General features: G+C 65.0%; 11 protein-coding genes. 5 read left to right on the top strand and 6 right to left on the bottom strand.

Going from position 1 to position 13,354, the window contains the following annotated elements; genetic code table 11:
• Positions 1–11: 11 nt before the first annotated feature.
• Positions 12–389, bottom strand: coding sequence for a tautomerase family protein (locus tag JQ587_RS21180; RefSeq protein ID WP_212300110.1), 378 nt, complete (start codon positions 387–389; stop codon positions 12–14).
• Positions 390–559: 170 nt separating this feature from the next.
• On the opposite strand from JQ587_RS21180, the gene JQ587_RS21175 reads away from it, so the two are divergent.
• Positions 560–1,159, top strand: coding sequence for a TetR/AcrR family transcriptional regulator (locus tag JQ587_RS21175; protein ID WP_212426532.1), 600 nt, complete (start codon positions 560–562; stop codon positions 1,157–1,159).
• A gap of 105 nt (positions 1,160–1,264) precedes the next feature.
• Here the strand turns inward: JQ587_RS21175 and JQ587_RS21170 are convergent, their stop codons facing one another.
• Genes JQ587_RS21170 through JQ587_RS21160 form a run of 3 tightly spaced genes read right to left on the bottom strand, consistent with a single transcriptional unit; the run spans position 1,265 to position 2,386 of the window.
• Positions 1,265–1,669, bottom strand: coding sequence for a hypothetical protein (locus JQ587_RS21170; protein WP_249154426.1), 405 nt, complete (start codon positions 1,667–1,669; stop codon positions 1,265–1,267).
• 11 nt (positions 1,670–1,680) lie between these two features.
• Positions 1,681–2,181, bottom strand: a complete 501-nt coding sequence (locus JQ587_RS21165; protein WP_212426531.1) for a hypothetical protein — start codon at positions 2,179–2,181, stop codon at positions 1,681–1,683.
• Positions 2,182–2,221: 40 nt separating this feature from the next.
• Positions 2,222–2,386 carry a hypothetical protein gene (locus tag JQ587_RS21160; protein WP_212426530.1) on the bottom strand — a complete coding sequence of 55 codons (165 nt, stop codon included), beginning with the start codon at positions 2,384–2,386 and terminating at the stop codon, positions 2,222–2,224.
• Between the two features lie 157 nt (positions 2,387–2,543).
• Between JQ587_RS21160 and JQ587_RS21155 the strand changes: the two genes are divergently transcribed.
• The 4 genes from JQ587_RS21155 (at position 2,544) to JQ587_RS21140 (ending at position 11,477) form a co-directional block, all read left to right on the top strand.
• Entirely contained in the window at positions 2,544–4,226 is a 1,683-nt protein-coding gene (locus JQ587_RS21155; RefSeq protein ID WP_212300106.1) for a methyl-accepting chemotaxis protein, read from the top strand.
• 155 nt (positions 4,227–4,381) lie between these two features.
• Complete coding sequence (locus JQ587_RS21150) at positions 4,382–6,103, top strand: AMP-binding protein (RefSeq protein WP_212426529.1); 1,722 nt, start codon at positions 4,382–4,384, stop codon at positions 6,101–6,103.
• A 12-nt stretch (positions 6,104–6,115) separates the two neighbouring features.
• Positions 6,116–9,421: an acetyl-CoA carboxylase family protein gene (locus JQ587_RS21145; RefSeq protein WP_212426528.1), complete on the top strand. Its 3,306-nt coding sequence runs from the start codon at positions 6,116–6,118 to the stop codon at positions 9,419–9,421.
• Positions 9,422–9,626: 205 nt separating this feature from the next.
• Positions 9,627–11,477 (top strand): sigma-54-dependent Fis family transcriptional regulator, encoded by a 1,851-nt coding sequence (locus JQ587_RS21140; protein WP_212300103.1) that lies wholly within the window; start codon positions 9,627–9,629, stop codon positions 11,475–11,477.
• Positions 11,478–11,484: 7 nt separating this feature from the next.
• Here the strand turns inward: JQ587_RS21140 and JQ587_RS21135 are convergent, their stop codons facing one another.
• Positions 11,485–12,039 (bottom strand): flavin reductase family protein, encoded by a 555-nt coding sequence (locus JQ587_RS21135; protein ID WP_212426527.1) that lies wholly within the window; start codon positions 12,037–12,039, stop codon positions 11,485–11,487.
• Positions 12,040–12,098: 59 nt separating this feature from the next.
• The gene (locus JQ587_RS21130) at positions 12,099–13,196 is read right to left on the bottom strand and encodes an LLM class flavin-dependent oxidoreductase (protein ID WP_212426526.1); all 1,098 of its coding nucleotides are present in this window, start codon (positions 13,194–13,196) and stop codon (positions 12,099–12,101) included.
• Positions 13,197–13,354: the final 158 nt, after the last annotated feature.

Below are 13,354 nucleotides of genomic sequence, written 5' to 3'. Positions count from 1 at the left end.
GTCCTTCGAGCTCACGCGAATTGCGCGATGCCGTGGCCGACGGACCAGTTCTCCGCGGGGGCATCGAGCACGTTGACGAATACGTCCTCGGGGCGGATGCCGGGATTGTCGCCGAGCAGGTCGGCGATCCGGCGATAGAGCGCCTTCTTCTGCTCCGGGGTGCGCGAGGCGAACACGGTGATCTGGATCAGCACGGCATCCTCGCTGCGGTTGACGCCATAGGCGTTGCCGCAGCGGAAGTTCGCGGGCGACAGCTCGCTGATGGTCATGAACTCGTCGCCTTCAGGCACGTTCAGCGCCTCGCGCATGGCGCGATAGAGACCGTCGAGGATGGCCTGCCGATAGGAATCCGGCTTTCCGGCGCGCATGGAGATGTGAAGGAGAGGCATGAGCTGGTCCCTTTGCATGCGGCCCCGACCGGCTGCGGCGCATGCAAGCGCTGGCCGCTCGGCCTATTGACGAAATGGGCTATCAATCCCGGCTAGTATTTGACACGATGTCCAGAAACCATATTCTTGACATCGTGTCAAATAATGCCTGCGAGGCAGAGGAGCATGATTTGAGGCCCCGCGAGTTCGATCACGACGACGTCCTGCGCATCGCGTTCGACCAGTTCTGGCGCAAGGGCGTGCGCGGCACCTCGCTGTCCGACATTGCGCGCGATGCCGGGGTGCAGCGCGGCAGCCTCTACAATGCGTTCGGCAGCAAGGAGGCTCTGTTCCTCCAGGCCTATGAGCGCTATGCCGGCGACTATCTCGTTGCTCTGCAAAAAGCACTCGGCGCAGGTTCGTTGCGCAAGCGCCTCACCGCGTTCTTCGATCTGACCATCACCAATTTCCGTTCCGGCTCGCCGCCGCGCGGATGTCCGACGACGCGGGGGCTGATGGAGCTCGGCGCGGCTGAAGGCGAGGGGCTCGATGAAGACGCGCGGAAGGCCTTTGCGAACCTGGTGTCGCGCATCACGGCCCTGGTTCAGGACGCATTGTCCGCGGGGACCGAGCGCGGCGAATTCAGCGGCAACCCGGCGGTCGCGGCCCTGCACATCGTCACGGTCACGCGCGGCCTCGCCGTGCTCGAACGGGCTTTCGACGACGAGCCGCAACTGCGCAGGATCGCGGCCCACACCATCGATCTCGTGCTCGGCAAGGGCGCTCGCTAGAGCGTTTTCGAGCGAAGTGGATACCGGTTCGCGTCAAGAAAACGCGTCAAAACAAGAATCTAGAGCGCCCGTTCCGATTCCTTGGGAACGGGAAGGCTCTAGGCCTCAGCAGAACGCGAGTGCGTTGACGGCCTGCGTGGCCGCACGCTCCTGCTCGATCCCGACGAACTGGCCGACGACGGTCTTGAGCTCTGCGCTCTCCCTGCGGCGCGCAACGGCCAGGACGCGCATCAATTCCGCCTCGTCCTTTGACAGCCGCCGGCACGATGGTGGCATGAAGCAGAGATCACAGGGGCGTCCGCTGCGCAGGATTCTGACCAGCGCGGCAACGCGGGCGACCAGCAGCGGGCTGTCGGTAATGCCGGGCGCCTCGTCGGCAAAGCGATAGGCCGCCTCCCAGCAATCGGAGGCGCCGGTCGCATAGGCAGCCCCAATGAAGCGGAAAAGCGAGAGCGCCGTTCGGCAAAACTCGTCGCAGCCTTCGATGCTTCGCTGCTCGTCCTGCTTCATGAACGATCTCGTCAGTGCAAGGTGGGGCTTCCGACGAGCCAGCTCTTCATCGCCATCGTCTGCCCAACATTGAGAGTCCTGACGTGCCGATCCGGCAGGATGAGGCCGGCCATGCGGAAGATCGTAGCAAGTCCTTTGACGGGCGCGAGCGCCCAATCGGCGCCAACCGGCGGCAGCCAGCTTTTGAACTGTTCGCGCGCGACATCGATGCGCTGCTCTTGCGCCGCCACGATCGCGCGCAAGATTCCTTGCTCGCTCTCCGACATCTTCGGGCAGGTGGGGCAATGAACCTGGATGGCCGTATGCGCCGTGCACGCAAAGATCTCGATGATGGTCTCCAGCGAGGGCACGGCATCGCCGACGCGAAAATGGTCGTAGACCTCCTGGATATCCGCTGCGGTCGGAACGGCAGTCCCGCTTCGAGCCTTCGCTCGAAATCCCCAGATGAAGAGCCGCTCGGCTGCGCCCAACGCAGGAAGGTCGAGCGGTCTGGTGTCTGTCGATTGATGCATGAAGTCTCTGGCTGTTCGTTACGCTGGCTATTGGCGCCGCTCACGCCCGGTTGGCGCAAGAGATCTGTCGCGATCGTTCTGCCAGCGGCACGCGCAAGTCAACGCCGTGACGGCCGATATCGAGGTCTTCTAGAAACGCGCCAGCATTGAAGGCTCCTTGTTTGGAGCCATTCCAATGCAGCCGCAAATCGTCGACGAATTTCAAAGTGCGCTCGCACCGAGGGCCAGGTCGATCCTGTTGTGCGACTCGGGCGAGATCGCGCAGACGCGAAGGTCCACGTCGGGAACCTGATTGCTTAAAGCTTTGCTAAGACCATCGGGTTAAAATGGCATATCAGCCCCGCCAAATCTTGCGAGCACCGATGATTTTCTCCCGCATCAGTTTCAAGCTGGTTCTCATTGTCGGCATCAGCCTTCTCGGCATGATCGCGCTGGCGCCGATCGCGCTGTCGACCCTGCGCAGCCAGATGATCGCCGACCGCCAGGCCAAGACGCAGCACATGGTCGATGTCGGTTACGGCATCCTGGCGCACTACCAGAAGCTCGAGAGCGAGGGAAAGCTTCCGCGCGAACAGGCGCAGGCCGCTGCGATGGCCGAGATCAAGAGCCTGCGTTACGACAAGGTCGAGTATTTCTGGATCAACGACATGACTCCCAAGATGATCATGCACCCGATCAAGCCCGAGCTTGACGGCAAGGATCTCGCCGGGATGAAGGATCCCTCCGGCAACGCGCTGTTCGTCGGCTTCGTTGACGTTGTCAAGAAACAGGGCGCGGGCTTCTACAGCTACCTCTGGCCGAAGCCCGGCTTCGAGCAGCCGGTCGGGAAAATCTCCTATGTGAAGGGCTTTGCACCCTGGGGCTGGATCATCGGCACCGGCATCTATCTCGACGATGTCGACGCCGTCTTCCGCCAGGATGCGATGACGTTCGGCCTGGTGTGCCTCGTCGTGTTCGTGCTGGTGCTCGGCGCATCCTTCGTGATCGGCCGCAGCGTGACCCGGCCGCTGGCGAAAATCACCGGATTGACCGAGCGTCTCGCCGCCGGCGACAGCGCGTTCGAGGTGCCCTACACCAACCGAGCCGACGAGGTCGGCGGGCTCGCCAAGGCGCTGGCCGTGTTCAAGGACAATGCGTCGGCCGTGGGTCGGATGCATGCCGAGCAGCAGGAGACCAAGCAGCGGGCCGACGACGAGAAGCGCAAGACGATGGCCGATCTCGCCGGCAGGTTCGAGGCGAGCGTCCAGGCCGTCGTTCGCGACGTCTTCAACGAGGCGCGCGCGATGCAGCAGGCCGCGCAAGGCATGTCCGAGACGGCGAACAAGGCGACCGACCGCGCGAGCTTTGTCGCCACTGCCTGCCAGCAGGCATCGAACAACGTGCAGACGGTGGCTTCCGCTGCCGGGCAATTGTCGGCCTCGATCACCGAGATCAGCCAGCGCGTCGCGCAGGCTGCTTCCGTGGCGGACAAGGCGGCCGCCGATGGTCAGCGCACCAATGATACCGTGCAGGGGCTGGCCGCGGCTGCCCACAAGATCGGCGAGGTCATCGACCTCATCAACCAGATCGCCTCGCAGACCAATCTGCTCGCGCTCAACGCCACCATCGAAGCCGCGCGTGCCGGTGAGGCCGGCAAGGGCTTTGCCGTGGTTGCGAGCGAGGTGAAGTCGCTGGCGAGCCAGACCGCGAAAGCGACCGACGAGATCGGCGCCCAGATCACCGCGATCCAGGCCGAGACCAACCAGGTCGTTGGCAACATCGAGAGCATCCGGGCCACCATCATGGAGGTCAACGAGATCTCCTCGTCGATCGCAGCCGCGGTCGAAGAACAGGGCGCCGCGACGCAGGCCATTGCGCACAGCGTGCAGGAGGCAGCCTCCGGCACCGATCAGGTCTCGCAAAACATCTCCGGCGTCACCGACGCGACGGCGGAGACCGGCCAGGCCGCGGGTCTCGTGCTGCAGTCGAGCGGACGCCTGACTGAGAAGCTGCAATCGCTGGAGAACGAGGTCAGCGCCTTCGTTGCGGGCGTGCGAGCGGCCTGACGCGCAACCTTTCTCCGCGTATTTCCGCGTCACGGTATCGCCCGTGATGCCGACGAACTGTTTGTCTTGACATGACGTTCGCCGTGCTCGACGTGTAATGACGTCGGACGAAGGCACATCTGTGCCCGAAAAGAAAAAGCGCGCGGGAAGACGTCATGAGTGCGGGCCTCAACGAGAAGAACTACCTCGCCACCTTGCACGGCCTTTGGGACAAGGCTTGGCCCAAGGACATGCCGCGCTCGCCGAACTACCTGCATGGCGAAGTTCCCTTGACGGAATATCTGCGCGCCTGGGCCAAGAAGAGCCCCGCACGTCCCGCGGTGATCTTCTACGGGCACGTCACGACCTATGCCGAGCTCGACCAGCAGAGCGACCGCTTTGCCGCGCTGTTGCAGGCCAAGGGCGTGCGCAAGGGCGATCGCGTCGCGGTCTTCCTGCCGAACTGTCCGCAATTCCACATCGTGTTCTTCGGCATCCTGAAGCTCGGCGCCGTCCATGTGCCCGTGAGCCCGCTGTCGCGTGCGTTCGAGCTGTCCTACGAGCTCAACGACACCAAGGCCGAGGTGATCGTGGCGCTGGACCAGCTCATTCCGGTCGTCGAGCAGGTCAGAGGCGAGGTGAGCCTGCGGGAGATCATCGTCACCAGCTTTGCCGATGTCGTGCCGGCGACGCCCACATTTCCGACGCCGGACTCGATCCGCGCGCCGCGCATCGCGGTTTCAGGCGCGACCGATCTGTTGCCCGCGCTCGCAGCACAGTCCGCACCCACCGCGCTGCCGGCGCCCGGCCTCGATGAGGTCGCCGCGCTCAACTACACCGGCGGCACCACCGGCATGCCGAAGGGCTGCGTCCACACCCATCGCGACATGGTCTATACGGCCGCCGCCAATTACGGCATCTCGGTGCTGTCGGACGAGAGCAGCGTGTTCCTGTCGTTCTTTCCGGAGTTCTGGATCGCGGGCGAGAATTTCGGCCTGATCTTCCCGCTGTTCTCCGGCGGAACGCTGATCCTGCTGGCGCGCTGGGATGCCGTCGGCGCGATGGCCGCGATCGACAAGTACAAGGTCACGATCACCGCGATGCCGGTTGATGGCGCGGTCGAGCTGATGGACCATCCGCGCTGGAACGAGTTCGACCTGTCGTCGCTGAAGCAGGTCCGCGTCGTGTCTTTCGTGAAGAAGCTCAACGCCGACTATCGCAAGCGCTGGAAGGATCTCACCGGCACGATCCTGATGGAGGCGGCCTGGGGCATGACGGAGACCCACACCTCCAACACCTTCACGGCCGGCTTCCAGGACGACGATTTCGATCTCAACAACCAGCCGATCTTCGTCGGCCTGCCGGTCCCCGGCGCCGAGTTCAAGATCACCGATTTCGAGACCGGCGCATTGCTGCCGCTCGGCGCGGAGGGCGAGATCCGCGTGCGCACGCCGTCGCTGCTCAAGAGCTACTGGAACAAGCCGGAGGCGACCGCGGAGGCGCTGATCGACGGCTGGCTGCGCACCGGCGACATCGGCACCATCGACAAGGACGGCTTCCTCCACTTCCTCGGCCGCCGCAAGGAGATGTTGAAGGTCAAGGGCATGAGCGTGTTTCCGCCGGAGATCGAGGCGCTGCTCGGCCAGCATCCGAAGGTGCTGGGCTCAGGCGTGATCGGGCGCGACGACCCCGACAAGGGGCAGGTGCCGGTAGCCTATATCCAGCTCAAGCCTGAGGCCGTCGGCACCATCTCCGCCGAGGATCTGCGAGCCTGGTGTGCCGAGCGCATGGCCGTCTACAAGGTCCCGGAGATACGCATCATTGACGCGCTGCCTCTGACGGCGACCGGCAAGGTGAAGAAGCAGGAGCTCAATCCAGACCTTCCTGCTGCCGTTTAGTTGAGAGATACGATGTCGTTCAAAAAGCTTCTGATCGCCAATCGCGGCGAGATCGCCATCCGCATCGCGCGCGCCGCCGCCGACGCCGGCATCGCCACGGTGGCGATCCATCCCGCCGACGACGCAATGTCGCTGCATGTGCGTGTCGCCGACGAGGCCGTCGAAATCCCCGGCCGCGGCGCGCGGGCCTATCTCGACATCGAAGCGGTCGTGAAGGCGGCGAAGAGCGCCGGCTGCGATGCCGTGCATCCCGGCTACGGCTTCCTCAGCGAGAACGCGGCGTTCGCGAAAGCTTGCGCCGATGTGGGCATCACCTTCGTCGGGCCGAAGCCGGCGGCACTCGAGCTGTTCGGCGACAAGGTCGCGGCGCGGCAATTGGCAAAGCGCTGCGGCGTGCCGATCATTGCCGGCACCAGCGGGCCGTCGAGCCTGGAGGAGATTACGGCGTTCTTCACCTCGCTCGGCAGTACTGCGGTGATCGTGATCAAGGCGATGGCCGGCGGCGGTGGCCGCGGCATGCGTGTCGTTGAGAAGGCTAACGATCTCGCGGAGGCCTATGCGCGCTGCCAGTCCGAAGCCAAGGCGGCGTTCGGCTATGACGGCGTCTATGCCGAGCGGCTGATCCGGCAGGCCCGTCATATCGAGGTGCAGATCGTCGGCGACCATCACGGCGCAATCTCCCATCTCTGGGAGCGCGAATGCACCATCCAACGCCGGCACCAGAAGCTGATCGAAGTGGCGCCGAGCCCCTCGCTCAGCGATGGCTTGCGTGGCCGCATCATCGAGGCGGCCAAGCAGCTTGCGGCGGCCGCGTCGTATGACAATCTCGGCACGTTCGAGTTTCTGGTCGATGGCATGGCTGAAGACAGCTTTGCCTTCATCGAGGCCAATCCGCGGCTCCAGGTCGAGCACACCGTGACGGAAGAGGTGCTCGGCCTCGATCTCGTCCGCGCCCAGCTCGCGGTTGCCGCCGGAACTTCGCTGGCCTCGCTTGGGCTGGCGCAAGCATCGATCCCGAAGCCGCGCGGCTATGCCATGCAGCTCCGCGTCAACATGGAGACGCTGGACGAGACCGGCGCGACACATCCGACCGGCGGCGTGCTCGCCGTGTTCGAACCGCCGTCAGGTCCCGGCGTCCGCGTCGATAGCTTTGGCTATGCCGGTTACAAGACCAGCGCGGCCTTCGACTCGCTGCTGGCCAAGGTGATCGTGCATACGCCCGGCGAAGCCTGGCACGATGTCGTGGCAAAAGCCTCGCGCGTCTTGCGCGAGTTCCGGATCGATGGCGTCGTCACCAACATCGCCTTCCTCCAGGCGGTGCTGGCGAATCCCGATTTCAGAACCAATCGCATTGCGACTGACTTCATCGATCGCAACATCGCGAAGCTGGTCGAGGCGGCGGATGGCGCGGCCAAGCCGCTCTACTTTGCCGCCGCCGAGCGAAGCGGTGCGCACGGTGCCGAGGCCCAGGTCGCGCCAGTCGTGCCGGAAGGCGCGGTCATGGTCGCAGCGCCCTTGCAAGGGACCATCGTCACCATCCAGGTGAAGGAGGGCGAGGTCGTCCGCCCGGGCCAGCAGCTTGCCGTGATCGAGTCCATGAAGATGGAGCATCTGGTCATGGCCGAGCAGGGCGGGCGTGTGACCAAACTCGTCGCCGGCGACGGCGTCACGCTGCTGCATGGCGAACCGATTCTCTATCTCGAACCGCTCGACGTCGCGGCCGATAGTACGGCCGCGGAAGCGGAGATCGATCTGGATCACATCCGTCCCGATCTTGCCGAGCTGATCGCGCGCCAGGCCAACACGCTCGATGCGAACCGTCCAGCCTCGGTCGAGCGCCGCCGCAACACCGACCAGCGCACCGCGCGCGAGAACGTCGCCCAGCTCGTCGACGAAGGCTCCTTCATGGAGTACGGCAGCCTCGCAATTGCGGCGCAGCGCCGGCGGCGCAAGCTCGACGACCTCATCAAGAACACGCCGGCTGACGGCCTCGTGATGGGGGTCGCCACCGTCAATGCCGAAAAATTCGGTGGCGATGCCGCGCGCTGCATCGTCGTGGCCTATGACTACACCGTGCTTGCGGGCACGCAGGGCCACATGAACCACAAGAAGATCGACCGCATGCTCACGCTTGCGGAAGACTGGCGCGTGCCGCTGGTGTTTTACGCCGAAGGCGGCGGCGGCCGGCCCGGCGATACCGACCGGCTCGGCATGACCGGTCTCGATGGGCCGTCGTTCGTGCAGTTCGCAAGGCTCTCCGGCCTAGTGCCTGTCATTGGCGTTGTCTCCGGCTATTGCTTTGCCGGCAACGCAGCGATGCTCGGCTGCTGCGATGTCATCATCGCCACCAAGAACGCCTCGATCGGCATGGGCGGCCCCGCGATGATCGAGGGCGGCGGACTCGGCGTCTATCACCCGGCCGAGGTCGGCCCGGTCTCGTTCCAGTCGCCGAACGGCGTCATCGACATCCTCGCCGAGGACGAGGAGGAGGCGACCTCCGTCGCGCAAAAATACCTGTCCTATTTCCAGGGCGCGGTGACGGACTGGGAGGCTGCGGACCAGCGCCTGCTCCGTCGCGCGATCCCTGAAAACCGCCTGCGCGTCTACGACATCCGCAGCGTGATCGACCTCGTCGCCGACAAGGATGCCGTGCTGGAGTTGCGCCGCGACTACGGCGTCGGCATGATCACCGCGCTGATCCGCATCGAGGGCAAGCCGTTCGGTCTGATCGCCAACAATCCGCGCCATCTCGGCGGGGCCATCGATGCCGATGCCGGCGACAAGGCCGCGCGCTTTCTCCAGCTCTGCGACGCCTTCGATCTGCCGATCGTCTCGCTCTGCGACACGCCCGGCTTCATGGTCGGCCCGGAGGCCGAGAAGACCGCGATCGTGCGCCACGTTTCGCGCATGTTCGTCACGGGGGCGAGCCTTACCGTGCCGTTGTTCGGCATCGTGCTGCGCAAGGGCTATGGCCTTGGCGCGCAGTCGATGATCGGCGGGGGCTTCCATGCCTCGTTCTTCACGGCGGCCTGGCCGACCGGCGAATTCGGCGGCATGGGTCTGGAAGGCTACGTCCGCCTTGGCTTCCGCAAGGAGATGGAGGCGATCGCCGATCCCGAGGAGCGCGAGACCTATTACCGCAACAAGGTCGCCGAGCTCTACGCCAACGGCAAGGCCGTATCGATCGCTTCCGTGTTCGAGATCGACAACGTCATCGATCCCGCCGAAACGCGGCGCTGGATCATGGCGGGTCTGCGGTCAGTCCCGAAGCCGCCGGCGCGAACAGAGAAGAAGCGGCCGTGTATTGATACGTGGTGAGGGCAGTGCAGCAAATGCAATGCGGCGTCATTCCGGGGCGCGCGTCAGCGCGAACCCGGAATCCCGAGATTCTCAGGTGCGCAATTGCGCACCATAGCTCGGCTCTTCGAGCCGCCCAGGAATGACAGCGAAAACCGGTTCCCGATTGACATCCCCGCCCGTGCTGCCAGACTTTGCACAATAATACAGGGTGGAGACGTCCGCGATGGCCAGCCTCTCGGCCTCGAACCATGTCGCCCGTGTCTTGTCCGTGGCCAATCACGTGGCCGACGTCGACGCATCGTCGCGCATCGAAAACTCCTGGCGGCGCTGCCTGATCAGCCACAAGCTCGATCCTGCCCGTCAAGGCCCGCCGCAGACCCTCACCGAGGCCGAGGTCCGTCACGTCGCCGAGCCCATGGAAGAGACCATCCGGCTGCTCACGCCCGAACTCGACGATCTTGCCCGCGTGCTGCGGGACGCCGGCTATTGCGTCAATCTGGCTGACGTGAACGCGACCATGCTGTTCAGTCGCCTGCCGGGCGAATCCGATGCGCGAATGTTCATGGACTGGAAGATCTATACCGGTTCGAACTTTGCCGAGACCTTTGAGGGCACCAACGGGCTCGGGACAGCGCTTGCCGAGCAGAAGCCGATCCTGGTGCACCGCGACGAGCATTTTCGTGCGCAATGGCACATGTTCTCCTGCGCGGTGGCGCCGTTGTTCGATCAGGCCGGGCGGCTTGCCGGCGCGGTCAACATCACCTCCTGCCGCGAGGACCTCGAACGCACTGCGCATCAGCTCGCGCTCGCGGTGACCATGGAAGCGACGCGGCGGATGGAGGGCGCGATCTTCCGCGATCATTTCCGCAACGCCTGGATCGCGACCGTGCCGGGCGACGGCGGTAGTGGTCTGCTCGCTTATGACGACGACCGCCGCATCGTTGGCGCCTGCCGGCAGGCGCGCGCATTGCTCGGCCTCACCGATGGCCTGATTGCATCGGGTATCGATCTGTCGCGCTACATCAAGCTCGATCCCTCGCGCCATGCGGACGAGCTCGTCGAGTTGCGCCGCGCCGACGGCCGTCCGCTGGGACGGAGCCATGTTACCCCGCCGCTGCGCGCAAAATCCTCCGCGCTGCGCCGTGATGCACCCGCCGATCGCTTCGACGCGCTCCACCGGCTCGCCGGACGCGATCCCGGCCTGGTCAAGAGCGTGAAGCGGCTCCGGAGCATCGGCGATCACAACCTGCCGGTGCTGCTGCACGGCGAGACCGGCGTCGGCAAGGATGTGTTCGCGCGTGCCATTCACGCCGCGAGCAATCGCGCCCGCAACAACTACGTCGCGCTGAATTGCGCGGCGATGCCGGAGAGCCTGATCGATGCCGAGCTGTTCGGCTACGAGGCCGGCGCCTTCACAGGCGCGCGCCGCGACGGCTCGAAGGGTCTGATCGTGCAGGCCGACGGCGGCACGCTGTTTCTGGACGAGATCGGCGACATGCCGATCGCGTTGCAGACACGCCTGCTGCGCGTGCTGGAGAATCGCGAGGTCTGGCCGCTCGGCGCGCTCAAGCCGGTGCCGGTGGACATCCGCCTGATCAGCGCCACCCATCGCGATCTCGGCCGCATGGCGGAGGAGGGTGCCTTCCGCGCCGACCTCTATTTTCGCCTGCGCGGCATGGAGGTGCGGCTGCCGGCCCTGCGCGAGCGCGCGGATCGCGATGACATCATCCGCCAAATCGCATGCGAGGAGGCGCCGACCTGCCGCCTCTCGGGCGAAGCATGGGCGCTGCTGTCGACCTACTCCTATCCCGGCAACATGCGCCAGCTCCGTCACGTGCTGCGACTTGCCGGCTGTACGGCGGAGGGGGGCGTCATCGTGGATGCCGATCTCGATCTCCCGCCATTCGGAGGGAGGATAGCGGCGACCGATCTCGGAGCCGCCGAACGCGCGACGATCGTCGAGGCGCTTCGCAAGCACGGCGGCCGCGTCACCGAGGCGGCGCGAACGCTGAAGCTCAGCCGCGCGACACTGTATCGGAAGATCAAAGCGATGAAGATCGAGACCGCACAGTAGCGCACCCTTACGAAAAATCCGTCCAGCTCAAATGCCGCGAATCGAGATCGCCCACGGAAACTGTCTCGCGGATTTCCTGCGGCGTGTGGAAGCTGCTGCGCAGATACACCAGCGGTGCGGCCGCGGCCGAATGGGTCGCTCCGCGGACCTCGCCGACGAAGATCGAATGCGTCCTGGTCTCGAACTCCTGCGCCAGCGCGCAGTCGAACGCGGCGACCGCATCCGTCAGCACCGGCGCGCCGGTCACCTCGCGCGTCCATTGGCCGAACGCAAACCGCTCGTCGCCGTTGACGCCCTTCTGGCCGCTGAAGGTCAGCGCCAGCAGGGCGTGATCCTCGTGCAGAAAGTTGATCGCGAACGCGCCTTCCTCGCGGATGCGCGCGTGTGCGCTGGCGTTGCGGTTGACGCAGACGATCAGCGACGGCGGGTTGTCGGACAGCGAGGTGGCCGAGGTCACCGTCAGCCCGGTGCGCTTGCCGTGCTCGGCGCCGACCGTGACCAGTGCGACCGCGCCGGCGCATTGGCGCATCGCCTGCTTGAAATCCTTGGCGTCCACCGTCACGTCGACATCTCCCAAGAGAAATGGCGGGTGCGGCACGTTCGCGCCGCACCCGTATCCGGTCAAGCTGCCTTCTTCGCGGAGCCGAGATGCGTCAGGCGCGGCATCACTTCGTTCTTGAGCAGAGAGAGCGAGTGGTGCCAGGCTTCCGGCTTGTGCTTGTAGTCGAAGCCGAACACGCAGAGCACGCCGAAGCCGCCGACCTCGTCATAGATCGTCTCGATCTTTTCGGCGATGGTCGCAGGCGAGCCGACGATCCAGTTCCGCTTGGCGCAATATTCGACGGTGACGTCGCTGTCGGGCACGTCGGGCGCGTGCTTGAGATAGTCCTTGAAGCCGAAATGACCGAGCAGGGGCAGGAAGTACTCGCTCATCATCCGGCCCATCATGTCCCCGGTCGAAAGCTTCCAGGCCTCCTCATCGGTGTCGGCGACGAACACCTCGCGCACCAGACGCCAGTCCTGCCGGTTCGGCTTGCGGCCGGTCTTGGCGGCGCCGATCTCGACCGAGTCCCAATGGCTGGAGACATAGGCCGGGTTGAGGTTGAGGCTCATCGGAATGAAGCCGCGCTCGCCGGCGAGCTTCAGCGTGTCCGAATTCTTCGAGAGCCCGGCGACGCCGATCGGCGGATGTGGCGCTTGCAACGGCTTGATGTGCGGCTTGAGGAAGTCGAACATCGTGTCGGGCTTGGTCACCGTCCAGAACTTGCCCTTGTGCGTGAACGGCGCCGGCTCGGTCCACAGCTTCAGGATGATCTCGAGCGCCTCGCGGGTCATGTCGCGGTTCTGGCCGCTCATGCCGTCGACGTTGAACATCGCCCAGTCGCTCGGCAGGCCGGACGCAGCGACGCCGAAATTCAGACGGCCCTCGGAGAGATGGTCCAGCATCGCGACGCGGTTGGCGAGCTCTGCCGGGTGATGATAGGGCAGCAGGAAGCCGCCGGGGCCGATGCGCAGGCGCTTGGTCTGCATCAGGGCCTGCGCGATCAAGAGGTCCGGCGTGGGATTGGGTTCCCAGGGCGCGGTGTGGTGCTCGCCGATCCAGGCTTCCTGATAGCCGAGCTCGTCGAGCCAGCGCAGGACCTGCAGGTCCCAGTCATGTCCTTCCTTCAGGCCGCACTCCGGCGGATGCGAAGGCATCGTGAAATAGCCGATCTCCATGGGTTTCCTCATCTGATGTTGACGCGTCTTGCTGCGCGTTCGCTGACGTGAACGGAAATGGCTTCAGCAAGCGGTGTGCCAGCGCCGGGAGCGCCTCAAGCTTGTGAGAAAACGCTGGTTTAAGGCCGCAATAGCCGATATCCCGGGGCGGATTTGCA

It is taken from the genome of Bradyrhizobium manausense (assembly GCF_018130615.1).
GTDB classification, from domain to species: Bacteria; Pseudomonadota; Alphaproteobacteria; order Rhizobiales; family Xanthobacteraceae; genus Bradyrhizobium; species Bradyrhizobium manausense_A.
The sequence above is the reverse complement of the archived record's forward strand: the minus strand, read 5'-3'. Positions and strand labels throughout refer to the sequence as shown.

What these genes read in the sequence shown, in the direction of transcription:
- JQ587_RS21140 (WP_212300103.1), top strand. Translation starts at nt 9,627, where the DNA reads ATGGCCAGCCTCTCGGCCTCGAACCATGTCGCCCGTGTCTTGTCCGTG.
- JQ587_RS21165 (WP_212426531.1), bottom strand. Translation starts at nt 2,181, where the DNA reads ATGCATCAATCGACAGACACCAGACCGCTCGACCTTCCTGCGTTGGGC.
- JQ587_RS21170 (WP_249154426.1), bottom strand. Translation starts at nt 1,669, where the DNA reads ATGAAGCAGGACGAGCAGCGAAGCATCGAAGGCTGCGACGAGTTTTGC.
- JQ587_RS21145 (WP_212426528.1), top strand. Translation starts at nt 6,116, where the DNA reads ATGTCGTTCAAAAAGCTTCTGATCGCCAATCGCGGCGAGATCGCCATC.
- JQ587_RS21155 (WP_212300106.1), top strand. Translation starts at nt 2,544, where the DNA reads ATGATTTTCTCCCGCATCAGTTTCAAGCTGGTTCTCATTGTCGGCATC.
- JQ587_RS21150 (WP_212426529.1), top strand. Translation starts at nt 4,382, where the DNA reads ATGAGTGCGGGCCTCAACGAGAAGAACTACCTCGCCACCTTGCACGGC.
- JQ587_RS21180 (WP_212300110.1), bottom strand. Translation starts at nt 389, where the DNA reads ATGCCTCTCCTTCACATCTCCATGCGCGCCGGAAAGCCGGATTCCTAT.
- JQ587_RS21130 (WP_212426526.1), bottom strand. Translation starts at nt 13,196, where the DNA reads ATGGAGATCGGCTATTTCACGATGCCTTCGCATCCGCCGGAGTGCGGC.